Raw genomic sequence first — 23,811 nt, forward strand, 5'->3', positions numbered from 1 at the left:
CAAGTTCAAAGCAGAGAGAGAAAGGAACTAGCATTGCGAACAGCCTTTAAGACCAATGACAGGACTTAGCTTTTATCTTTCTCTATCTTCTGTTGAAAATAAATTTACTCATTATTCAAAGAACTTTCATTCTACAAACATAGGATGACGTACAAGCAAGCGCACTGCCGAAGTACACCGTTTTAACTTAATGAAAAAACTAGACGTTAAAAACCTTATGGAACTAAGTAATAAGGCTAAGGAGTTTGAGTTGGTTTAGTTAGTATTGTGGTGCATTTTGTATCACGTTTTTCAATAATTTTCAGGATAATCAAGACCTCACAGGTTTTTAAAACCTGTGAGGTCTGAATAACGAACATGCCTTTCTATGTTAAATGTTTATATTTCCATTCTGAATTTTTGCCATCTATTAATCAAAAGTTTATCAAATAGCATGATTGCGAATTTTACTTCTTTTAAGTAAAATTGGGCAATCTTCCTATTGAAATATGTGTTTATAAAAACAATTTTCATCAAAAATTCTTTCAACTTTAATTGCTGTTTTATTATTTACAAAGCTTAGAAATACTTTTTTTTTATCAATTCTTCAAAAACCAACTTCAAAAATTATCAACCTCATATTAATTATCAAATAATACGTATTAACTACGTATAATTAAGTAAATATACTTAGTTTTGTACGTATAAATATACTTATTATGAAAACTTCACAATCTCTTAAGGCTACAAAATTTAATTTATTAAACTTAAAATCCATTCCAACTCGTACGTTTTGGATCACGTCTATATCATTCTTCATGTGTTTCTTTGCATGGTTTGGTATTGTACCGTTTATGCCCGATGTTGTTAAAGATTTAGGTTTAACACCAACACAAAAATGGAACTCCATTATTTTAGCAGTTTCAGGAACCGTGTTTGCTAGATTACTTATTGGAAAATTATGTGATAAATACGGGCCACGTTTATGTTATACTTGGTTGTTAACCCTTGGTGCTATTCCGGTTATTGCATGTGGTTTGGTACAAACACCGCTTCAGTTTTTAATATGTAGATTATTTATTGGTTTTATTGGGGCATCTTTTGTAATTACCCAAGTACACACTTCTTTAATGTTTGCGCCTAATGTAGTGGGAACAGCCAATGCTACCTCGGCAGGATGGGGTAATTTAGGTGGTGGTGCTAACCGTTTAGGGATGCCATTAATTGCAGCAGCTGTTGTAAGTTTTGGGGTTGCCGATGCCGAAGCTTGGAGATATTCCATGGTTGTTGCTGGTGCTGTTTGTTTTTTAATGGGACTTGTATATTACTTTTTTACACAAGATACCCCTGAAGGAAACTTTAAAGATTTAAGAGAGTCTGGTGAAACCATCACAACTAAAAAAGATAAAGTTGGTTTTTCAACCGTTATAAAAGATTACAGAACATGGATACTTTTCTTTGTATATGCCGCTTGTTTTGGTATAGAACTTACGGTTTATGGTACTATGGACGATTATTTACAAAACACCTTTCAACTAAGTAGGCTTACTGCAGGAAACATTGTATTGTCGTTCGCTTTAATGAATATTTTTGCCCGTACTTTAGGAGGTTTCTTTGGCGATAAATTTGGGAAACTTAAAGGTTTACGTGGTCGTGTATTGTTTTTGGCAGCCATTTTATCCTTAGAAGGGATCATGCTTATAACGTTCTCAACTACCACAAGTATTGTTTTCGGAATCATGTTTTTAATCATGTTCAGTTTAACGGTACAAATGGCAGAAGGTGCTACATTTTCGGTGGTGCCGTTTATAAATAAAAAAGCGATTGGCTCGGTTTCAGGTATTGTGGGTGCCGGAGGAAATGTGGGTGCTTTTTTAGCGGCTATGTTGCTAAAATCTAAATCGGCCGTAGCTGAAAAAGCTGCCATTGTTTCTAGTGAAGGATTGGGTGAAGAGGTTATGAAATCTGCACAATCTGCAGCAGCTTCAAGTGCCGTTTCCAGTGGTTATTTTATTATTGGTTTTATAGTGGTTTTAGCAGGAGTCCTTTCATTAGCCATTCGTTTTTCAACCAAAGAAGAAGAAGTGGTTAGGGAAGATGCATTAGAAGCGAATCCTAAATTGATTACCGTAAAAGCAGATTATTAATATTAAATTTATATATTTTAAAAAATGAAACAGGCTTTTTATCGTATTAGTAATAATAAATAGGAAGCTTGTTTGGTGTTGTTAAATTGTCTTAATTCGTATTAAATCACTCGTATAAATGATAAAAAAGGAAGTAAAAACTACGTGTTCGTATTGTGGGGTTGGTTGCGGCATCATTGTTAAAAAAGACAATAATGATAAGGTTTTTGTTGAAGGCGATAAAGACCACCCAGTAAACAGAGGCATGCTTTGTTCCAAAGGCATGAATTTACATTACGTGGTTAACGATACTTCCGATAGAATTTTATATCCCGAAATGCGTTGGAGCCGTTCGCACCCTCGCGAACGTGTTAGTTGGGACGATGCTTTAGATCGTGCTGCCAGCGTTTTTAAATCCATTATAAAAAAACATGGTCCTGATAGTGTGGCGTTTTATGTGTCCGGACAAAGTTTAACCGAAGAATATTACATTGCCAACAAGCTTACAAAAGGGTTTTTAGGAACGAATAATATTGATACCAACTCGCGTTTGTGTATGAGTTCGGCAGTGGTTGGTTATAAAAAAACTTTTGGTGAAGATAGCGTGCCGGTGTCTTATGAAGACATCGAATTAGCCGATTGTTTTTTAATTACAGGTGCAAATCCAGCATGGTGCCATCCCATTCTTTTCAGACGCATCGAACAGCATAAAGAGAAAAACCCCGATGTAAAAATCATTGTGGTCGATCCGCGTAAAACCGATTCAGCAAATTTTGCCGATTTACACCTGCAATTAATTCCAGGAACCGATGTTATTCTTTACAATGCCATTGGTAGATGTTTGTTCAAACGCGGCTTGATTGACGATGATTTTATTAAAAACCATACCGAAGGATTTACAGCTTATAAAGAACAAATTTTTGCAACGTCTATAAAAGATGCTTCAAGAATATGCGGCGTACCAGAATCGGATATTCGAAAAGCAGCCGATATTATAGGGCTTTCAAAAGGCTTTATAAGCATGTGGGCTATGGGGCTTAACCAAAGTGTGGTGGGTACCGATAAAAATACGGCCTTGTTGAATTTATCGTTAATTACGGGTCAGGTTGGTAAACCGGGTTCAGGACCTTTTTCGTTAACGGGACAGCCCAATGCTATGGGCGGACGCGAAGTAGGAGGTATGGCCAATTTACTAGCGGTTCATAAAGATTTGATGAATGAAGAACACCGCAGGGAAGTAGCACAATTTTGGGGCGTTGATAAAATTTCACCAAAACCGGGTTTAACGGCTACCGAAATGTTTGATGCTTTAGAATCTGGAAAATTAAAAGCCGTTTGGATTGCTTGCACCAATCCGTTGGTGAGTTTACCAAATACGCACCGTATTGAACGCGCCATGAAAAACGCAAAGTTTGTGGTGGTTCAAGATATTTCATATAAATCCGATACCGTAGCTTATGCCGATTTGGTACTTCCTGCTGCTGGTTGGTTGGAAAAAGAAGGTACGATGACAAATTCTGAGCGTCGTATTTCCTATTTGCCAAAAGAAATCAATGCACCGGGTGAAGCAAGACCCGATGTGGAGATTTTCTGCGATTTTGCGCAACGTATGGGCTTCCGTGGTTTTAATTTCAACAGTGCCGAAGAAATTTATGATGAATATGCATCAATGACAAAAGGAACAAAAATTGATGTTTCTTTTCTAAATTATGATAGATTGAAAGGTGAGGGCACCTTCCAATGGCCTGTACCCGAGTACCGCCATACAGGAACCCCAAGGCTTTTTCAAGAAAAAAAATTCTATACACCTTCTCAAAAAGCCATATTTAATGTGGCAACCAGTATTGAAAATACCTCATTAAAACCCAATGAAGAGTATCCTCTGGTTTTAACAACGGGTAGGGTGCGCGACCAGTGGCACACCATGACCAAAACGGGTAAGGTATCGCGTTTAAAAACACATTACCCAACACCTGTATTGGAAATCAATCCTGTTGATGCCTATTTGAATAAGGTTAAAGATGGCGATATTACCGAAATTAAAAGTGAAAACGGTGTTGTTCGTGTACGTGCAAAAGTTACCGAAAACATTGTAAAAGGTTGCGTGTTTTTACCAATGCATTGGGGAAAACAATTGCAAAGCGACCTAAACAGAGCTAACAATTTAACCAACACGCACATCGATCCTACATCTAAAGAACCGGATTTTAAATTTACGCGTGTATCGGTTTCAAAATATAAAAAACCTGTTGAAAAAATAATCATTGTTGGGGCAGGAGCTGCTGCTTTCAGGTTTGTTCAAAATTATAGGGAATATAACGAGGTTGATGAAATTCATGTATTTTCAAAAGAACCTAATTTATTTTATAACAGGGTATTATTACCTGAATATGTTACCGAAGAACTTTCTTGGGAACAACTTCTTAAAATTAAACAAAAGGAATTAGGTAAGCTTAATATAAAGGTATATCCTGAAACCTCTATCCAGAAAATTGATTCTGAAAATAAAGTAGTGACGGATACTAATGGCGACCAACATACATTCAATAAGCTTATTTTGGCAACGGGTAGTCGTGCGTTCATTCCTAAAGATGTTCAAATAGATTTACCGGGTCGTTTTACCATGCGTAATAAAAGTGACGCCGATAGGTTTAAAGCCTATTTAGATGCCACTGGGTTGCCACCAGAAGAACAACATGTGGTTATTGTTGGTGGTGGTTTGTTAGGTTTGGAGTTGGCAGCGGCCATGAAACATAAAAACGTAAAAATTACCATCATACAACGTGCTTCCAGATTGATGGAGCGTCAATTGGATAAAGTTTCCAGTAAATTATTGGCTTTAGATGTACAGGAACGCGGTATTCAAATTTACTTTGATAATGAGGTAAGTACGGTATTTGATGATGATGAAACCGGTGAATTGAACATCACCTTAAAAAGTGGAAAGTTCATAACTGCCAATGCCATTGTGTATGCTATTGGAACGATTCCTAATATAGAAATTGCTAGAGAAAATGGTATTGTTTGCAGTCGTGGGGTTAAGGTAAATCAGCATTTGCAATCCTCCAATCCAGATATTTTCGCCATTGGAGAAATTGCCGAATTTAACAATCAGTTATTCGGAATTACCTCGGCAGCAGAAGAGCAAGCAAACATTTTGGCAAACTTTATTGCGGGCGATATCAGTTGTGCTTACAATGGTTCGGTTTTAATGAATATTTTAAAATTCAACGACTTAAACCTTTGTAGTATTGGGAATATAGATGTACCTGATAATGACGATTCTTATGAAGAAGTTATTTTCACCGATATTTCAAAACGTTATTACAAAAAATGCATCGTTAAAGACGATTTATTGATTGGTGCGGTTTTAATGGGCGACAAAAATGAGTTTGCCGAATTCAAAACCATGATTGAGAGCAAAATTGAAATGTCCGACAAGCGAAATACCTTATTACGAGGTGCTTCCAACGATGTGCCAGTAATTGGTAAGTTGGTATGCTCGTGCAGTCAGGTAGGCGCAGGAAATATAGAAGAAGCCATCAAAGGTGGATGTACAAACTTTACCGAACTGTGCAATAAAACAGGCGCTGGTTTGGGCTGCGGAAGTTGTAAAACAGAGGTTAGGGAAATTTTAAATAACACAAAGGTATTAGCATGAAGGAATCGTGTAGATTGATAGTTAATGGCGGTGTATTGTCTCCGGGAGAATTAAAATACATTTGTGAAGCTGCCGAAAGTTTGGGTTTAGATACCATTTCATTTGGATCTAGACAAGACATTATTTTTCCAGAACCTGTTGATATAGAAAAGCTAAGAAGTTTTGATAAGCTTCAAATTGTGGCGCCCAATCAGGTGCGTACTGAAAATATGGTGTCTTCATACGTGTCTTCAGATATTTTTCCAAGTACCTCATGGCTTACTAGTGATAGGTATTTGTACATTTTAGAGCAATTCAAACACGAACTGAAACTACGCGTAAATGTTACCGACCCCAAACAGCGTTTAGTACCCTTGTTTACGGGGCATATCAATTTTATAGCTTCAGAGCATGAAGACTATTGGTATTTATACATCCGTCTTCCAGAATGGAAAAAAACGGTTATGTATCCGGCGCTTATTTACAGCTGGGATTTGGATAAGGTAGAGTTGGCCATTGAAAACATGTTACAAGAAGAGCCAGAAAACGTTGAAACCATTTTTGAATTGGTAAGTGATGCCATCGATACCAACAACAGAACGGTTGATAAACCCTTGGAGGTGCCATTTTACCCATTTCCATATTACGAAGGGATGAACCGCATTGGCGATAAATATTGGTTAGGATTGTATTGGAGAAACAACCGCTACGACCTAACATTCTTAAAAGCCATGTGCGAGTTGTGTGCCGAAAATAAAATAGGTAAAATATCCATTACCCCATGGAAATCCTTTATTGTAAAGGGTATTCCGTTGCAAGCTAAATTGCAGTGGGAAAAGTTTTTAGGTAAATTCGGTATCAATGTACGCCATTCCATGTTGGAATTGAATTGGCATTTACCGGTGAACGATAAAGATGCTTTAAACCTTAAAAAATACTTGGTAACCAATTTCGACCAAAACGATATCAGTACCTATGGTTTAACATTCGGACTCACCAATTACGCCAGTAGCGCCTATCATTTCACGTCTATTGTTGTAGAAAAAAACAAAAAACCAGAAGCCCTAAGCGATTTTGTAATTCGAGATACCTACAATCTGTTGTACGCCAAAAATTTCGATCCCAACACATGCGAATACATCATGCATGTTCAGGATGTAGATAAGGTAGAATTGCCTGGGTTGTTAATGGAATTAAGCCAGTTGTATTTTGAACAATTAGGAACCGAACGCGAGGTTGTTTCTACAAAAGATGCCATAAAGGAAACCACCGAAGAAAAAGTGTACCAGTGTAAAGATTGCCTAACTATTTATAATGAAGTGTATGGCGATATTACTCAAAACATAGCACCCAACACAACATTTGATAGTCTTCCAGAAACCTACGAATGTTCACTGTGCGAAGCGCCAAAAAGTAGTTTTGAGAAAAAGGTATTGGTAAAATAGTTTAAAAAAGCAATTTGATTTGGGTTGGAATTGATGTTGTTTAGTTAAAATTTCAATGAAACTAATAATGTCCCCTCGAGCGCAGTCGAGAGGTTTTTTCAATTCGTGATTTTAATAGGTCTCGACTGCGCTCGACCTGACAAAGCTACATAATCTGCTTAGTCATTTCATAAAGCGCAATGTTGGTGGCTTGCACCACGTTCATGCTGCTGTTTTGCCCGAACATATCAATATGTACCAACACATCCGATATATTTAGAATAGCCTCGGAAACTCCAAAATTTTCATCACCAATTACCAAAACCATAGGTTTTTCTGCTGAAAACTTTAATGTGTGTATAGGTTTGCTGCTAGAAGTAATTTCTAGCGATATAACTTGGTAGCCCTCATTCTTCAAACGGTCGACAATACTTAAAGCCTCATCGCAAATTTCAAAATCCACTACTTTTTCGGTAGCTCTCGATGTTTTGGTTATTTTTCGTCCCAAAGTAATGCCAGCACCACAAAGCATCAATTTTTCAACACCAAATGCATCCGAAATTCTAAACAAACTACCAATGTTTGGCGCGTTGGTTACATGATCGCACACTAATATTATAGGGAAAGTACGTTTGTTAAAATGGGTATTGTAGTGGGTGAGTTGCAAGGGAATTTAGGTGTTTATTTGTTTATGAGTTGATTTGTTTAATCGTAAATCAAAAATCGTAAATCGTTTCAATTTTCAAACGCATATTTAACAATATTTGCGCCCATTTTTAAGGCTTTTTCCCTAACATCGACGGGGTCGTTGTGTACTTCGGGGTCTTCCCAACCATCGCCCAAATCGCTTTCAAAAGTAAAAATTAACACCAAGCGGTCTTCAAAATAAATTCCAAAAGCTTGCGGGCGCTTGCCATCGTGTTCATGTATTTTAGGCAATCCGTTGGGGAATTTAAACGCTGTATTAAAAATAGCGTGGGTTGAAGGTAGTTCTACCAATTCCTTATCAGGAAATACTTTTTTAAGTTCTTTGCTTATGTAAGGTTGAAACCCGTAATTATCATCAATATGTAAAAAACCACCAGATATTAAATAATTCCGAAGGTTTTCGGCATCGTTATCACTAAAAAACACATTGCCATGTCCCGTCATATGTAAAAAAGGAAACTGAAAAATATCAGAACTCCCCACTTCTACATCTTGCGGTTTGGGGTTTATTTTGGTGCCTATATTGTTGTTGCAAAAGGCAATTAAGTTACGTAAAGCTGTTGGGTTTGCATACCAATCGCCACCACCTTTGTATTTAACTAGGGCTATTTCTTGGGCAGATAAAGTTAAAAGTAGCAAGTTGAAAGTTAAAAGTAAAACGGCTTTTTTCATATTACTCATTTATAAATGCAACGCTGTGGCACGCTACAATAGCAGCAGTTTCAGTGCGTAGTCTGGTTTCACCCAAAGTTACGGGAATAAACTTGTTTTTAAGTGCCCATTCAATTTCTTTGGTGCTAAAATCGCCTTCAGGTCCAATTAAAATGGTAATGTTTTGATTGGGTTTTAGTTGTTGTTTTAACGATTTTCTATCGGTTTCTTCACAATGTGCAATAAATAAATCGCCTTCAAAATCTTGTTTTATAAAGTCTTTAAAATTGATGGCCTCATTAAGTTTCGGCATAAAACAACTCAACGATTGTTTCATGGCCGATTGTAAAATTTTCTCATAGCGTTCGGGTTTTATAACCTTTCGTTCGCTGTGGTCGCAAATAATAGGGGTGATGCTATCAATACCAATTTCGGTAGCTTTTTCCAAAAACCATTCATAGCGGTCGTTCATTTTGGTAGGCGCTACCGCCAAATGCAAATGATAGTTGTGTTTTTGCTGTTTAGATTTTGAAATAATATTAGCAACACATTTGTTAATATTTGGAATGGTAATTTCGGCATCAAACAACCAGCCATTACCGTTTGTAATATGCAAAGTATCACCAACCGATTTACGAAGCACTTTTACAATATGCTTGCTTTCTTCTTTTTCAAAAGAAAATTGGGTGGTGTTTTCGGTAATGTCTGGATTGTAAAAAAGTTGCATTAGTTTATAGCATCTACAATTTTTAAAACTTTGATTTCGGTAATATCTTTAGGTTCAAAAGTTTTTAGAATAATATAGTAATTGTTTTTTTCTGGAATATCAACAGTGAAAACGTCATTAAAACTATGGTTCCCGTTGATAATTTCATTTTCAAATTCGGGTTCAAAATCTCCTTCTATAAACCAACCAGTATCTCCGCCTTTATTGGCATGGTCATCCATGGAATAGCGTTTCGCTAAAAAATCGAAAGGGGCATTACTATTTTTATACTCGTTAATCAATACGGATCTTAAGTTGTTTAAGTGTTCTATGTTTTCATATTTTGTTCCATCTAAATAAATATATGAAACTCTGTAATATGTTTTTTTTGTTTTTTCTACTACTTTATAAATTATTCTTTCATAGCTTGTTTTTACTGTTTTCATACTTCCAGTATTAAGCTCTAAAAGTTCTTTAGCTAGTATGGTTTTGTGTTTTTCTTCATTAAAAGTAAGCAATTTATTGTCGTTTGATTTTTTTAATGCGAGATACTCACTAATCTGTTCGGGGGTTTCAATAAATTCTAATTCGTTTTCAATTAAATTTTGGGCATTCAAAAAAGCAGAACCGCTAAGGATTGCTGCGAAAAGTAGGTGTTTAATCATGATTTTGGGTTTAAATTTAACCTCAAATTTAAAGTTATTGTCGGAAAATTTAAATAGAAAGAAAATAAGTTTTTAAGAATAGATTGTTTACAACTTTTTAGTTCTATTGTTAAAGTAGAAATGTGCTAATATTGAAGTACATAAATTGGTAATGAATAGCATTTGAATAAAAGAAAAAATAATAAAAGATAAAGTGATAAAAGAATGGTTGTCTATGGTATCATTGAACAACGGAAATTCATTTTCGGTTTTAATTTTGTTATAATAAAATATGCCGATACTAAACATAATAACACAAGAAATGCTTGCAATTGAATGGATTTTAGATAATAAAGTGTTTAGTTTTAAACTTGTTTTACTCAAAATCCAATAAATAAAACCTATTAAAGCAAATATGGAAGCAAAAATTATAGAAGCATCGAAATTTGAAATCACAAAGTACGTATCATGATTATTTAAAACAATCACATCTTCACTGGTTTTATAAAACATACCAATAATAAAAATTATTACAGCAGTGAATACAAACCAGAAATACGTTTTTGAATATTTCATTCTTTTATATCTTCAACCGTGCCGAAGCAGCCACATTCTGTTCGGCAAACTCACCATCCAAATATTTTAGGTGACCTACAATGGCAATCATAGCAGCATTATCGGTAGTGAATTCAAATTTGGGCACATAGGTAGTCCATCCAAATTTTTGTTCGCCATCTTTTAAAGCTTGTCGAATGCCCGAATTTGCCGAAACACCACCACCAATAGCAATATGTTTAATCCCCGTTTGCTTAGATGCCAGCTTCAATTTATCAATTAAAATACCAATAATGGTGTATTGAATGGAAGCACAAATATCGTTCAGATTCTCTTCAATAAAATTGGGGTTCGCTTTGGTTTCATTCTGAATGAAGTATAGAATAGCGGTTTTTAAACCCGAAAAACTAAAATTCAATCCATCTACTTTGGGTTTGGTAAATTTAAAGGCTTTAGGGTTTCCTAATTTGGCACGTTTGTCAATTTCTGGTCCTGCTGGGTAGCCTAAACCAAGAATTTTTCCACTTTTATCAAAAGCTTCACCAACGGCATCATCAATAGTTTCACCTATAACGGTCATATCAAAATAGTTGTCAACCATCACAATTTGTGTGTGACCACCCGAAATGGTCATAGCCAAAAAGGGAAAAGGTGGTTTTTCAAACCCATCTTCATCTATAAAATGTGCCAATATATGCCCTTGCATGTGGTTAACGTCAATAAGTGGAATATCTAACCCGTAAGCCAGCGATTTAGCAAATGATGTTCCTACCAATAAAGAACCCATAAGCCCAGGGCCTCGTGTAAACGCAATAGCATGCAATTGATCTTTAGTTATGTTGGCTTTTTTTAAAGCTTGCGCCACCACCGGAACTATGTTTTGTTGGTGCGCCCTAGATGCCAATTCGGGCACCACACCACCGTATTCTTCGTGTATTTTTTGGTTGGCAACAATATTGCTTAAAATGCGTCCGTTGTGCATTACAGAAGCCGCTGTGTCATCGCAAGATGACTCAATTCCTAGAATATAAATATTTTGTGAAGCCATTAGTAAAATTTAGGCATAATAATTGTTAATTTTGAAACAGAATTAAAGTCTAATACAGTACTTTTATCCGTAATTGCAAAACTACTTAAATATATTTTTTAATTGAAGTAAAAATACAGATTGTATAATTTACTTTAATCAATAATTTATAGGTAGAATTTGACTAAGGAAATGTTAAGCGTTCTCAATAAATCCATAATTTAAAAAAGCATCAAAAAAGCCTTCAAAATAGCATATAAAATAGCAGGTATCTTACTGCTACTTTTCATCATTTTGGTGCTGGTACTTTCTATTCCTTCTGTTCAAACCAGCCTTGGTAAATATGCCACAAAGCGATTGAACGACGAATTTAAAACCAACATAAATATTAATAAAGTTAGCTTACAGTTTAATGGCGATGTGGAACTTAAGGATATTTATATAGAAGATTATAAGAAAGATACACTTATTGGTATTGCAGAATTAAACACCTCCATTATAAGCATCAATAATTTAATTAATGGGAAATTGACTTTTGGGGATATTGATATTGAAGATTTAGTTTTTAATATTAAAACCCATAAAGGCGAATCGGAAACAAATTTGGATGTTTTTGTGCATAAATTTGAAGATGATAACCCACGAAAAAGCCCCAGCACCTTTTTATTATCTTCTAGTGATGTTTCTATTTATAATGGAACATTTAGACTTCTTGATGAAAACAGGGAGACCTCAAAACTACTTGAATTTACGAAGCTAAACATAAATGCTACCAATTTTTTAATTAATGGAAGTGATGTTAGCGCCCGAATAAACACCCTAGCTTTTAAAGATAGCAGAGGATTGGTTATGAAAAATATGATGACCGATTTTGCATACACGCTTACCGATATGACCTTTGCTAATTTAGATGCTAAAACCCAGCACTCCAGATTAAAAGGCGATTTGAAGTTTTCGTATATAAGAGAAGATTTGCAATATTTTACCGATAAGGTTTTGGTAACCGCCAGTTTTAATAATTCTAATGTATTTGTAGATGAAATTAATGTGTTTTATAATGAATTTGGAAACAATCAATCGGTTGAGTTAAGCGTTGATTTATCTGGAACTTTAAATAATTTACAAACCACCAATCTAAAATTAAATACAGGAAACAACACGGTTGTTGATGGCGACATACTTTTTAAGAACCTGTTTAACAAGGAAGAAGGGAATTTCTATATGAATGGAAATTTCAGAAATTTATCTTCCACATATAAAGATTTAAAAGGTTTGTTGCCCAATATTTTAGGAGCGTCGATCCCTTCTTCGTTTGATAAGCTAGGAAAATTTACCATTGTTGGTAATTCCCAGGTAACCGCATCAACCGTTGATGCTAATATTCAAATTGATACCGAATTGGGTTATGTAGATTCCAACTTACAAATATCAAAAATTAACGATATCGACAATGCATCATACAATGGTAAGGTTGCTTTTGAAAGTTTTGATTTAGGCGCTTTTCTTAACGACCCAACAGTTGGAAAGGCATCTTTAAATTTTGATGTAAAAGGATATGGTTTTACTGCTCAAAATTTGAACACCCAAGTAAAAGGTGATGTGTATGAAATAGAATTCAATAAATATAACTACTCAGAAATTAAAGTTATTGGAAATGTTAGGAATAAAATTTTTGACGGAAATTTAATTGCAAACGATAAAAATTTAAGATTGAACTTTTTAGGACTTGTAGATTTTTCTGAAAAAGTTAAAAAATATGATTTTGAAGCCCATGTAGATTATGCCAATTTAAACGCTCTAAATTTTATAAAGAAAGATAGTTTGTCCCAGTTTAGCAGTAAAGTTAAAATGAACATGAACAGTAGCACGCTTGATGATGCCTACGGAAAAATTTCTTTTGAAAATACAGTTTATAAAAACCAAAATGACACGTATTATTTTGATAAATTAGATTTAACGTCCAGATTTGAAGAGGATATTCGCTTTATAGAAATAAAATCGCCCGATGTAATTGAAGGGGAACTTAAAGGCCGTTTTGTTGTTAATGATATAAAAAAACTATTCGAAAATTCATTAGGGCATATTTATACCAATTACATTCCGCATAAAATAAAAACCAATCAAAACATCGATTTCAATTTCAAAATTTATAATAAAATAGTTGAAGTTTTCTATCCAGAAATCGAACTTGGAAAAAACACCTATATAAAAGGGCGTGTTGAAAACGATCAAAGACAATTTAAGCTCACTTTTAAATCGCCACAAATAAAATTGCTTGATTATTTTGCCAACAATATTGAGCTTCAGGTTGATAATAGCAATCCGCTTTTTAACACTTATGTAGAGGTAGATAGCTTAAATACAAAGTATTACAACGTTTCCAAATTCAGTTTAATTAATGTTACGGTAAACGATACCTTATTTATGCGTTCGGAGTTTAGAGGCGGAAAACGCAACAATGATATTTTCAACTTAAGCTTCTATCATACCATCAATAAAGAGAAAGAGTCGGTTATTGGATTTAAAAAATCGGATGTTACCATAAAGGATAATACATGGTATATTAACGAAAAGAAGGATAAATTCAATAAAATTTCGTTCAATAATACCTTCACAAAATTTAATATAGACAAGCTGGCTATAAACCACCAAGATGAAGAAATTAAATTTTCGGGCTTTATAAAAGATTCCACACAAAAAGACTTAAAGCTGGATTTCAAAAATGTCGATTTAGCTAAAATAGTTCCAGAAATTGACAGTTTAAAATTAGCAGGTAGGGTTAATGGTAAGCTGGATTTATTGCAAAAAAATGGAAGTTATTTGCCTAATTCAAATATTGTGATTGATGATTTTAAGGTGAACGATTTCGAATTAGGTTCGTTTGATGCCAATATAAAAGGGAATCAAAATTTAACCAATTACAATGTAGATGTTACCATTAAAAATGATGTTCATAAATCCTTTAGGGCACTTGGCGATATCACTGTAAACGGAAAACAATCTAATATAAATGTAGATTTGGAGCTTAACGACTTTAATTTGAAGCCCTTAAACCCTTTTTTACAAAATGTATTATCAAACATACGCGGTTTAGCTACCGGAAAGGTGAATGTAATAGGAAATTTAAGGAAACCTGATATAAATGGTAGCTTAAGTTTAGATAATGGTGGTTTTGGCGTTCCTTATTTAAATGTAGATTATCAATTTGCCAATAATTCTTCGGTGTCACTTAAAAACCAGAGTTTTATTTTTAACAGAATTCAAATTACCGATACAAAGCAAAAATCAAAAGGACAGATAAACGGTTCTATAAGCCATGTTAACTTTTCAAAATGGAGCCTAGATTTAAGATTAAACACACCCAGACTATTGATTTTAGACACCAAAGAAACCGAAGACGCTTTATACTACGGAACAGGTTTTATTGGTGGTAGGGCAAGTATTTCAGGGCCAACAGACCAATTGGTAATTAGCGTTATTGGTGAAACAAAATCTGGAACTGTTTTTAAAATTCCGTTAAGTGATACCGAGTCTTTTGGAGATAACTCCTATATACATTTCATCACAAAAGAAGAAAAAGAAGCCCGAAGGTTAGGTAAAGAAGTTGTGTTTAACGAAATACGAGGGCTGGAGCTGGATTTTGATTTGGATGTAACCGAAGATGCCGAAGTTGAAATTATTATTGATAAAAATTCAGGACACTCCTTAAAAGGTCGTGGTCGTGGGGGCTTATTGGTTGAAATCAATACCAATGGAAAATTCAATATGTGGGGAGATTTCTCGGTATTTGAAGGGGTTTATAATTTCGCCTATGGCGGTCTAATTCAAAAGGAATTTACAGTACAACCCGGTGGTACCATTGCTTGGGAAGGCGATCCGCTTAACGCCGAATTGAATATGCGCGCTACCTATAAAACCCAAACAAACCCATCGCCATTACTGGACAATCCTATTAATAGAAGCATCCCTGTAGAGCTGGATATCACTTTAACAGGCGATTTAGAGCGTCCAACGCCACTTTACGATTTTAGATTCCCTACCGTAAGCTCCACTATAAAATCGGAGTTGCAATACCGTTTGGAATCTGATAACGATAAACAAAACCAAGCCTTGTACTTATTATCTACAGGATCTTTTTCAAGAGGTTTAAGCGAACTTAATTTTTCGGGTACCATTGCCGAACGATTAAATGGCATCATTAATGGCATTTTTACAACAGGCGATAGTAAACTTAATATAGGGTTGAACTATGAAGCGGGTCAAAACCAACCAGACTACCAAACTGATGACCGATTTGGTGTTACCTTACAAACCCAAATTAGCGACCGCATACTTATCAATGGTAAAGTAGGAGTGCCCGTTGGAGGTGCAGCTACTGAAACTGTTATTGCAGGCGATGTGGAAATCAATTTTTTATTAAATGACGAAGGTACTTTAACTGCCAATGTATTCAATAGAGAAAACAGTATTCAAAATTTTGGCGAAAAAATAGGCTACACCCAAGGTATCGGGCTTTCATATAGTGTAGATTTTGATACGTTTAAAGAGCTAATACAAAACTTTTTTAGAAATGCTAAAAAGGAAGAAGAAATTACTATTGAAAAAGAAACCGAAAAAGAAGCGAGTGTATTTCCCGATTATATGAAAATGAAGACTTCTTCAAAAGAATAAATTGCACATTTTTATATAAAAAGAAGTGGGTTTATAATTCTTCACTATTTTTTTTGCAAACTAAAACGTTATAGTTTAATATGTGCATTAAAATAGGGTAAATGCTATAGATATATGGTTTTTGTTTAGTAATTTTACCTTTGAAAAATTAAAATTTAATGTCAAAAACAATTAAAAGAATTGCCGTTTTAACATCTGGAGGCGATTCTCCGGGGATGAATGCAGCTATACGTGCTGTAGTTAGAACATGTGCTTATCATGAAATAGAGTGTTTTGGGGTATATCGCGGGTATGAAGGTTTAATAGAAGGCGATTTCGAAAAAATGACTGCTAGAAGTGTAAAGGGCATCATAAATAAAGGAGGAACTTTCTTAAAATCAGCACGTTCAAAAGAATTTAGAACAAAAGAAGGTAGGGAAAAAGCATTTGCAAAATTAGTTGAAGCAAATATTGATGCATTAGTAGCTATTGGAGGAGATGGAACATTTACAGGCGCCATGATATTCAATCAAGAGTTCGGCTTTCCTGTTATGGGTATTCCTGGTACTATTGATAATGATATTGTTGGAACAACCCACACTTTAGGTTTTGATACCGCACTTAATACCGTAGTTGATGCCATAGATAAAATTAGAGATACTGCAAGTTCACATAACAGACTTTTCTTTGTAGAAGTTATGGGTCGCGATGTGGGCCATATAGCATTAAATGCCGGTATAGCAGGTGGTGCCGAAGAAATTTTAATTCCTGAAGAAGATTTAGGAATGGATAGGTTGGTAGATTCCTTAAATAGAAGTAGAAAGTCAGGAAAAACATCAAGCATTGTTATTGTTGCTGAAGGTGATAAAATAGGAAAAAACATTTTCGAGCTAAAAGACTTTGTTGATGAAAATTTAGAGGGTTACGATGTACGTGTATCAGTGCTTGGGCACATGCAACGTGGTGGTGCACCATCATGTTTCGATCGCGTTTTAGCAAGTAGAATGGGTGTTAAAGCAGTGGAATCTTTATTAGAAGGTAAAACAAATTACATGGTTGGTTTGCTAAATAGTAAAATGGAACTAACCCCATTGGAAAAAGCCATTAAAGGAAAAACAAAAATAAATTTAGAATTATTGCGTGTCTCAGATATCATGAGCACTTAACATTTATAAACACGATTATGTCAAAATTAAAATTAGGAATTAACGGATTTGGTAGAATAGGTAGAATTGCTTTTAGAGTAGCTGCAAGCAGACCAGAAATCGAAATAGTAGGAATCAACGATTTACTAGATGTAGAACATTTAGCATATTTATTAAAATATGATTCTGTACACGGACGTTTTAATGGAACCGTTGAAGTAAAAAATGGTAATTTAGTTGTTAACGGAAACGAAATAAGAATTACTGCAGAACGTAACCCAGAAGATTTAAAATGGGATGCTGTTGGAGCAGAAGTAGTATTGGATTGTACTGGTATCTTCACAACTTTAGAAGGAGCTCAAAAACACATTACTGCAGGTGCTAAAAAAGTAGCAATTTCTGCACCATCGGCTGATGCGCCAATGTTTGTAATGGGTGTAAACAACAAAAAAATCACTGCTAAAGATACTATTGTATCAAACGCATCTTGTACTACAAACTGTTTAGCGCCTTTAGCTAAAGTTATTAACGATAACTTCGGAATTATCGAAGGTTTAATGACTACGGTTCACGCTACAACTGCAACACAATTAACTGTTGATGGTCCTTCTAAGAAAGACTGGAGAGGTGGTCGTAGTGCATTAGCAAACATCATTCCTTCATCTACAGGAGCTGCAAAAGCAGTAGGTAAAGTAATTCCAGAATTAAACGGAAAACTTACAGGTATGGCATTTAGAGTTCCAACTCCAGATGTATCTGTAGTAGATTTAACTGTTAGAACTGAAAAATCTGCATCTTGGGATGAAGTGAAAGCAGTATTGAAAAAAGCTTCAGAATCTGGCGATTTAAAAGGTGTTTTAGGTTATACTGAAGAAGCTGTAGTATCTCAAGATTTCGTTTCAGAATCTATGACAAGTATTTTTGATGCAGACGCAAGTATTGCTCTTAATGATAATTTCTTTAAATTAGTATCTTGGTACGATAATGAGTTTGGTTATTCAACTAAATTAGTTGACCTTGCTCAATATATTAGTAAAATATAATTTAAGAAAAGAATATTAATTATGAACTCCACAGATTTATTGTTTTAAAACAAAGTCTGTGGAGTTTTTTTATTTAGAAAACTCATGATTTTAATTGTTGATAGTGGCTCCACAAAAAGTGATTGGATTGCAGTAGATAATAATGGCAAACAACTTTTAGAGAAGTTGCGAACAAAAGGTCTTAATCCTGAAATCTTAAAACAGGAAAAGCTAAAAAAACTAATTAAAAAGAATCCAAACTTAAAAGCCCACAGAAAAGAAGTAACGCACGTGTTTTTTTACGGTGCGGGTTGTGGTACAGAGCGTGGTAAAGAAATTGTAAAAAATGCCTTGGTAGAAGTGTTTCCAACAGCTATGGTTAAAGTTGAAGAAGATACTTTGGCAGCTGTTTACGGCACTATTAGTCACGATACGGAGGCTGCAGTTGTTTGTATTTTAGGAACAGGTTCTAATTGTAGTTATTATGATGGTACCAAGTTGCACCAAAAAGTTCAGTCTTTAGGCTATATTTTAATGGACGATGCTTCAGGAAATTATTATGGAAAACAGTTGATTAGAGATTATTATTTCAACCTGATGCCCGAAAATATTAAAGTAGCATTTGGTAGCAAATATAACATGGAAGCCGATTATGTTAAATACAACATATACAAACAGCCAAATCCAAACGCGTATTTAGCAAATTTTGCAGAATTTATGTTTTTAAACAAAGATTCAGAATATATTGTTGAAATGATTAAAGAAGGCATTCGCATTTTTGTTAAAAATTACATCATGCAATATAAAGAGGAACTTAAAACCGTTCCTGTACATTTTGCAGGCTCTATTGCTTATTTTGCACAAGATGAAATTAAAGCCGTAGCTAAGGAAATGGGCTTTACAGTTGGTAATTTTGAACGCAGACCTATTGAAGGTTTGGTTGCTTATCATACTAAAAACTTATAAATCTAAATTTTTAAATCGAAATATTTTTTTTGATGATTAGATTATCAGACCTCACAGGTTTTTAAAACCTGTGAGGTCTTTTTATGAGGTGGTAGTTTTAAAATTAAATTTATTAGTTTAGAACCCAAAAAAAACAAACCCATTGAAAAACCATATAGCCATTTACATTAGCAATAATGATGATAAACTTCAGCTAATAGAACAAATCATTTCTGGAGCTATTTTTAAAGAGTTGAAAGATTTAAAACACGGTCTTTTTTCTGAAATAAGCTTGAATAAATTTATTGATGAAGAAATCATTCATGGGCATTTTGATGTGCGTACAGAAACAAAAAACAGTTTGCTGCATTCTTCTGAAGGCGAACGAAAAAAGGCCTTGTTAAACCATATCATTTTACAAAAGCCCGATTATATTATTGCCGATAATGTTTTTGGCAATCTTGATGTAGCAAAACAAGCCGATATAGAAAAAACGTTTTCAGATTTAAGTAATGAAACCCAAATCATTCAAATTACAAATAGAAAAGATGATATTTTACAATTTATAACCAAAACTTATAAACTTCAAGATAAAACGCTGGTTGAATTCAATCTAAAGGAAACTTCACAAACCAATCAAAATATGCGGTTTGTGGAGGCCTTACCACAACCGTACCGTCCCATTTCAGAAAAAATCAATCCCTTGGTAAAGTTTAATAAGGTATCAGTGTCTTATCAAGAACGTCCTATTATTACCGATATTTCTTGGGAAATAAAGCGTGGCGAATTTTGGCAATTAATAGGTGCCAACGGTTCGGGAAAAAGCACTATGTTGAGTATGATTTATGGCGACAATCCCAAAGCATACGGACAAGATATTATTTTATTTGGAGTAAAAAAGGGTAGTGGAGAGAGCGTTTGGGATATTAAAAAGAAAATCGGTTATTTTTCTTCAGAAATGTTACGAGGTTTTAAACGCTTGGATTCTATAGGGAATATGATAGTTTCCGGTTTTTTTGATACGGTAGGCTTGTATAAAACACCTACCAACGAGCAAATTAAAATCACCGAGCAATGGCTGCACGTGTTGCAAATGTACGCTATTAGAAAACAAAGTTTTTTAGACTTATCAAAAGGGCACCAACGCTTGGTATTAATAGCCAGGGCCATGGTAAAACACCCACCATTGCTTATTTTAGACGAGCCCACTAACGGACTCGACGACTCTGATGCCAAACTATTCTCCGAACTTATAAATAAAATAGCCAAAGAAACCGATACTGCTATTTTATACGTGTCGCACCGAAAAGAAGTTGGTTTAAACCCTGATTTTATTTATGAGTTAACACTGAGTGAAAAGGGATCTGTTGGCGGAAAAATTTAAATAGTTGTTGAAATAAAATTAGTTTATAGCTAAACAATTAATTATAAATTATCGTAGGTTAACTTATTCGTTTTTTTTACTCCAATTTGCTAAATGGTTAAAAAGTATCCATTTAACATTATCCAATAATGTTGATAATTCTTTTTTTTTAAAACCTGACTCCATAAGAAAAGCACAAACGAGTAGTAACTTTAATTTTTCAGACAAATAATTTAAATCACTTTCTTTAAGAGCATTTCTTTTACTACTATTTGAATAATGTGTATAATAATTTCTGGAATGTTTTACTTGAAAAATGAATTCGTCTTTATCAGAAATTATTTCATCAATTACGTCATTTGAGTATTTTTCTGTGATTTCCTTAAGTCTCAAATGTAAATTAAGATTATTTCCAAAATTGAATTGCTCATTAAGCCATTTATGATATTTATAATCAGTTGTCTTTAATATTTCTTTTTTCATAATCTTATATTTTTCTCTTGGAATTTTTGTGTGATTATGAATTCTAGCGTGGAATGTTTCAGCAGATTGAGCAAGGTTTAAGAAAGAATTTTCATTGAATTTTGAAACTTGATAAAATTGTTCAAAAAGTAGGTTGAAGGCAGGTTCTAGTAAATCGTAATTTGAATACCAGTTTTTAATTAATTCTGGGAATTTGTAATCTATATCTTGATAACTAAAAATCATTTCTCGGAATGATATAGGTCTGTCATAATTTTCAGAATGAAATGTTGAAAAAAATAATTCTATGCGCTTCTTGAATTGTCTACCATCTGCTAAAATTTCCTTATGGCTTTCTCCTTTCAATTTTAAAGATAAAATACTTGTATTTCTGTAAAGTGCTAAAAGTAAAAAATTCTTAAATCTATTAACTTTTTTTATAAGTTCAAGAAAATTAATTTCATTTTTAGAGCAAATTTGAAATTGTACTTGTTGACTAATTTGTTGATTTCCATGATGATTAGAAAAGCCCAGGTAATTCACGCTAAAACTAAATTTACCAGAATATGTTTTGTCTATTTCAAATTCTATTGATTCAGGTAATTTATATTCAATACAATATTCGTTATTTTTAATCTTTTTAGAGTAAAGTTCATTTTTTTTGAAGCCACTAATTCCTAACCATTGGTAAAGATTGAATATTTCGGATGAGATGTTATCAAATATTAATTCGTCATTTCTAGAAACGTGTATACCAATAAAAATATAAGATATTAAATAAGTTACAGAACTTTTTGCTCCCTCTTTTCCTCGAACAAAAGTTGCACTTTCATAGTTTGTCATATAGCAGCCTGAAAGTGTTAACTCTTTATTCTTACTTGATATTCCAAGTATTATTTCATGAGTTTCTAATTCTGGAATATTATCAGAGGTTAAACTTCCATATAATTCAAGAGTTGTTTTGCCGTTTTTTTCGTAATTTAATGTTCCATGAATTCTGTTTTTTTGATTTGGTAAGAACCATTCGCCAATTATTTTAAAATTTTCTTTCATTAAGATGTAAATGTATATTTTACGGCTTGTTTATAGGTAGCTGATATTAAATTGTTCTAATGTTTAATATTAGTAGTTGAACGAATTTAGAAATTTTTTCCCACAAAACCTATATAAATAAATTTAAATATAAATCACTTTTTCATCCTTAAATAGATTTGAAAAGTACTAAGGAAAATCAAGTAGGTTTAATGTAACTATAAGTTTAAAAATTTTGAAAACCTATTTTTTTTGGTGTAAATTTTCATCAAAAACGCACCTCATGGCAAGACAAAGTATTTCATTAACGCAACCAAATGATGAATGGTTAAAATCTCAAGTGGAAAATAAAGAATATGCTAGTAAAAGCGAAGTTGTAAACGATTTGATAAGACAAGCTAGAAAACAGCATCAACATATTGATTGGATAAATTCTAAATTGGAAAAAGCTGAGAATAGTGGATTTACGAATGATAGTAAAGATCAAATTTTAGCGAAATCAAAGGCTTTACTTAATGGCTAAATACTAATTAAGTCGTGTAGCTAGTAAGACTTAATAAGAATTCATCATTATGGAGTTAAAAAATTTGGAGAAATTCAAGCAGATAAATATTTTAACTATTTCTTTGTGTATTTTGATATCATATATGAAAACCCGTTTTGATTTGAATCAGTCGATTTTATGAGAGAAGGTTATAGATGCTGTGTTTGTGGTTCTGATAGTATATATTACAGAGTTAATAATGGTATTGTAGAAATTATGACCATAGTTGGAAGACAAGACTTGAAAAATATGTTATAGTTTTTAAAATAGTCCTATTTCAAACAATTCAAACCTTCCTAAACAGCTGGCCTGATATCCACAGCCACCTTCATCTTATTTTTACCAGTACTGTAAATAACACCTTTTAGCGGTGGTACATCATAATAATCGCGTCCCCACGATACGGTTATGTGTTGGTTTTTTGGTATTTGGTTGTTGGTGGGGTCAAAATCTACCCAACCAAACGTAGGTATATAAACCGAAAACCACGCATGCGATGCATCGGTGCCAACCAATTTTTCTTTTCCAGGAGGTGGCAACGTTTCAATATAACCACTTACGTAACGTGCAGGTAATCCTATAGAACGCACACAGGCAATGGCAATTTGTGCAAAATCTTGACACACGCCTTTTTTCTCTTTCATGACCTCGTGAAGTGGCGTTGCAATGGTGCTAAATTCTGAATCGAATTCAAATTCGGTGTAAATACGTTGCATCAACTCATAAGCAGCTTCAAAAATGGGTCTGTTTGGTTTAAAGGATACTTCGGCATAAGCCTTCATTTCTGGTGAAATTTTCGCTATAAAAATAGACTCTAAAATGAATTGTTTCTCATCAATATGCTCTGGTGAATTCGTTTTTAAACTTTCTAACGCTGTTTCTAAAGTGATGGTTTTTCCAGTGGCAGAAGATTCAATATCGGGTTGTAAACTGCTATCTCTTAAAATTTTACTTAGCGCAGTTACTTTAAGTTCTGTATGATGTTGTTGAATAGAAAAACGGGTGATGGTATTCCCGAAAAAATCCAAACGCTCCGTTATTTCAGCAGGAGTAGGGCTAATTATAAGTTGATAATCCAATAAAGTTTGCCCTACAATACTTTTTGGTTTTAACGTAGCAATGTTATGGCAAAAGGTAACACCACTTTCATATTCATAACTGGTAGTATGTGATACTGTAAACTCCATA

17 protein-coding genes and 1 pseudogene are annotated in these 23,811 nt (G+C 34.0%); 10 read left to right on the forward strand and 8 right to left on the reverse strand.

Translation table 11 applies throughout. The annotated features are described in order from the left end of the window. Positions 1-154: 154 nt before the first annotated feature. The 4 genes and pseudogenes from J8H85_RS15860 to J8H85_RS15875 form a co-directional block, all read left to right on the forward strand. Positions 155-259: pseudogene (locus tag J8H85_RS15860) on the forward strand (LuxR C-terminal-related transcriptional regulator); the annotation flags it as partial. Positions 260-698: 439 nt separating this feature from the next. Further along, the gene (locus tag J8H85_RS15865; protein ID WP_209656240.1) at positions 699-2,126 is read left to right on the forward strand and encodes an MFS transporter; all 1,428 of its coding nucleotides are present in this window, start codon (positions 699-701) and stop codon (positions 2,124-2,126) included. A gap of 118 nt (positions 2,127-2,244) precedes the next feature. Next, positions 2,245-5,766 (forward strand): nitrate reductase, encoded by a 3,522-nt coding sequence (locus J8H85_RS15870; protein ID WP_209656241.1) that lies wholly within the window; start codon positions 2,245-2,247, stop codon positions 5,764-5,766. Further along, entirely contained in the window at positions 5,763-7,190 is a 1,428-nt protein-coding gene (locus J8H85_RS15875) for a rubredoxin domain-containing protein (RefSeq protein WP_209656243.1), read from the forward strand. Before J8H85_RS15870 ends, J8H85_RS15875 begins: the two co-directional genes overlap by 4 nt. Positions 7,191-7,335: 145 nt before the next feature. Here J8H85_RS15875 and J8H85_RS15880 read toward each other — a convergent pair whose 3' ends face one another. The 6 genes from J8H85_RS15880 to tsaD form a co-directional block, all read right to left on the reverse strand. Further along, a complete protein-coding gene (locus tag J8H85_RS15880) occupies positions 7,336-7,836 on the reverse strand; it encodes a TrmH family RNA methyltransferase (protein WP_209656245.1) in 501 nt (166 codons plus the stop codon). Between the two features lie 68 nt (positions 7,837-7,904). Further along, positions 7,905-8,549, reverse strand: a complete 645-nt coding sequence (locus J8H85_RS15885) for a DUF4159 domain-containing protein (protein ID WP_209656247.1) — start codon at positions 8,547-8,549, stop codon at positions 7,905-7,907. Position 8,550: 1 nt separating this feature from the next. Further along, positions 8,551-9,255 (reverse strand): 16S rRNA (uracil(1498)-N(3))-methyltransferase, encoded by a 705-nt coding sequence (locus J8H85_RS15890; RefSeq protein WP_209656249.1) that lies wholly within the window; start codon positions 9,253-9,255, stop codon positions 8,551-8,553. Beyond that, positions 9,255-9,899: a peptidylprolyl isomerase gene (locus J8H85_RS15895; RefSeq protein WP_209656250.1), complete on the reverse strand. Its 645-nt coding sequence runs from the start codon at positions 9,897-9,899 to the stop codon at positions 9,255-9,257. The genes J8H85_RS15890 and J8H85_RS15895 overlap by 1 nt, the downstream gene beginning before the upstream one ends. An 87-nt stretch (positions 9,900-9,986) precedes the next feature. After that, complete coding sequence (locus J8H85_RS15900) at positions 9,987-10,454, reverse strand: hypothetical protein (RefSeq protein WP_209656251.1); 468 nt, start codon at positions 10,452-10,454, stop codon at positions 9,987-9,989. Positions 10,455-10,458: 4 nt separating this feature from the next. Beyond that, positions 10,459-11,481: a tRNA (adenosine(37)-N6)-threonylcarbamoyltransferase complex transferase subunit TsaD gene (gene tsaD / locus J8H85_RS15905; RefSeq protein ID WP_209656252.1), complete on the reverse strand. Its 1,023-nt coding sequence runs from the start codon at positions 11,479-11,481 to the stop codon at positions 10,459-10,461. A gap of 276 nt (positions 11,482-11,757) precedes the next feature. On the opposite strand from tsaD, the gene J8H85_RS15910 reads away from it, so the two are divergent. The 5 genes from J8H85_RS15910 (at position 11,758) to J8H85_RS15930 (ending at position 20,606) form a co-directional block, all read left to right on the forward strand. Next, positions 11,758-16,131, forward strand: coding sequence for a translocation/assembly module TamB domain-containing protein (locus J8H85_RS15910; protein WP_209656253.1), 4,374 nt, complete (start codon positions 11,758-11,760; stop codon positions 16,129-16,131). 158 nt (positions 16,132-16,289) lie between these two features. Next, positions 16,290-17,276, forward strand: coding sequence for a 6-phosphofructokinase (gene pfkA, locus J8H85_RS15915; RefSeq protein ID WP_209656254.1), 987 nt, complete (start codon positions 16,290-16,292; stop codon positions 17,274-17,276). 17 nt (positions 17,277-17,293) lie between these two features. Continuing rightward, positions 17,294-18,298 carry a type I glyceraldehyde-3-phosphate dehydrogenase gene (gene gap, locus J8H85_RS15920; RefSeq protein ID WP_209656255.1) on the forward strand — a complete coding sequence of 335 codons (1,005 nt, stop codon included), beginning with the start codon at positions 17,294-17,296 and terminating at the stop codon, positions 18,296-18,298. Positions 18,299-18,382: 84 nt separating this feature from the next. Continuing rightward, positions 18,383-19,243 (forward strand): BadF/BadG/BcrA/BcrD ATPase family protein, encoded by an 861-nt coding sequence (locus J8H85_RS15925; RefSeq protein WP_209656256.1) that lies wholly within the window; start codon positions 18,383-18,385, stop codon positions 19,241-19,243. A gap of 142 nt (positions 19,244-19,385) precedes the next feature. Next, on the forward strand, positions 19,386-20,606 hold the full coding sequence (locus J8H85_RS15930) for an ATP-binding cassette domain-containing protein (RefSeq protein WP_209656258.1): 1,221 nt from the start codon (positions 19,386-19,388) through the stop codon (positions 20,604-20,606). A 63-nt stretch (positions 20,607-20,669) separates the two neighbouring features. Here J8H85_RS15930 and J8H85_RS15935 read toward each other — a convergent pair whose 3' ends face one another. Beyond that, positions 20,670-22,100 (reverse strand): ApeA N-terminal domain 1-containing protein, encoded by a 1,431-nt coding sequence (locus J8H85_RS15935; RefSeq protein WP_209656261.1) that lies wholly within the window; start codon positions 22,098-22,100, stop codon positions 20,670-20,672. Between the two features lie 262 nt (positions 22,101-22,362). Between J8H85_RS15935 and J8H85_RS15940 the strand changes: the two genes are divergently transcribed. Next, positions 22,363-22,602 (forward strand): ribbon-helix-helix domain-containing protein, encoded by a 240-nt coding sequence (locus tag J8H85_RS15940; RefSeq protein ID WP_209656263.1) that lies wholly within the window; start codon positions 22,363-22,365, stop codon positions 22,600-22,602. A gap of 317 nt (positions 22,603-22,919) precedes the next feature. Here the strand turns inward: J8H85_RS15940 and J8H85_RS15945 are convergent, their stop codons facing one another. Next, positions 22,920-23,810: a transglutaminase family protein gene (locus tag J8H85_RS15945; protein ID WP_209656265.1), complete on the reverse strand. Its 891-nt coding sequence runs from the start codon at positions 23,808-23,810 to the stop codon at positions 22,920-22,922. Between the last annotated feature and the right edge of the window lies 1 nt (position 23,811).

This window comes from Mariniflexile gromovii (assembly GCF_017814435.1).
Classification (GTDB): domain Bacteria; phylum Bacteroidota; class Bacteroidia; order Flavobacteriales; family Flavobacteriaceae; genus Mariniflexile; species Mariniflexile gromovii.

What these genes read in the sequence shown, in the direction of transcription:
- J8H85_RS15870 (WP_209656241.1), top strand. Translation starts at nt 2,245, where the DNA reads ATGATAAAAAAGGAAGTAAAAACTACGTGTTCGTATTGTGGGGTTGGT.
- J8H85_RS15895 (WP_209656250.1), bottom strand. Translation starts at nt 9,899, where the DNA reads ATGATTAAACACCTACTTTTCGCAGCAATCCTTAGCGGTTCTGCTTTT.
- J8H85_RS15865 (WP_209656240.1), top strand. Translation starts at nt 699, where the DNA reads ATGAAAACTTCACAATCTCTTAAGGCTACAAAATTTAATTTATTAAAC.
- J8H85_RS15900 (WP_209656251.1), bottom strand. Translation starts at nt 10,454, where the DNA reads ATGAAATATTCAAAAACGTATTTCTGGTTTGTATTCACTGCTGTAATA.
- pfkA (WP_209656254.1), top strand. Translation starts at nt 16,290, where the DNA reads ATGTCAAAAACAATTAAAAGAATTGCCGTTTTAACATCTGGAGGCGAT.
- J8H85_RS15940 (WP_209656263.1), top strand. Translation starts at nt 22,363, where the DNA reads ATGGCAAGACAAAGTATTTCATTAACGCAACCAAATGATGAATGGTTA.
- J8H85_RS15945 (WP_209656265.1), bottom strand. Translation starts at nt 23,810, where the DNA reads ATGGAGTTTACAGTATCACATACTACCAGTTATGAATATGAAAGTGGT.
- J8H85_RS15885 (WP_209656247.1), bottom strand. Translation starts at nt 8,549, where the DNA reads ATGAAAAAAGCCGTTTTACTTTTAACTTTCAACTTGCTACTTTTAACT.
- tsaD (WP_209656252.1), bottom strand. Translation starts at nt 11,481, where the DNA reads ATGGCTTCACAAAATATTTATATTCTAGGAATTGAGTCATCTTGCGAT.
- J8H85_RS15890 (WP_209656249.1), bottom strand. Translation starts at nt 9,255, where the DNA reads ATGCAACTTTTTTACAATCCAGACATTACCGAAAACACCACCCAATTT.
- J8H85_RS15925 (WP_209656256.1), top strand. Translation starts at nt 18,383, where the DNA reads ATGATTTTAATTGTTGATAGTGGCTCCACAAAAAGTGATTGGATTGCA.
- J8H85_RS15875 (WP_209656243.1), top strand. Translation starts at nt 5,763, where the DNA reads ATGAAGGAATCGTGTAGATTGATAGTTAATGGCGGTGTATTGTCTCCG.
- gap (WP_209656255.1), top strand. Translation starts at nt 17,294, where the DNA reads ATGTCAAAATTAAAATTAGGAATTAACGGATTTGGTAGAATAGGTAGA.
- J8H85_RS15935 (WP_209656261.1), bottom strand. Translation starts at nt 22,100, where the DNA reads ATGAAAGAAAATTTTAAAATAATTGGCGAATGGTTCTTACCAAATCAA.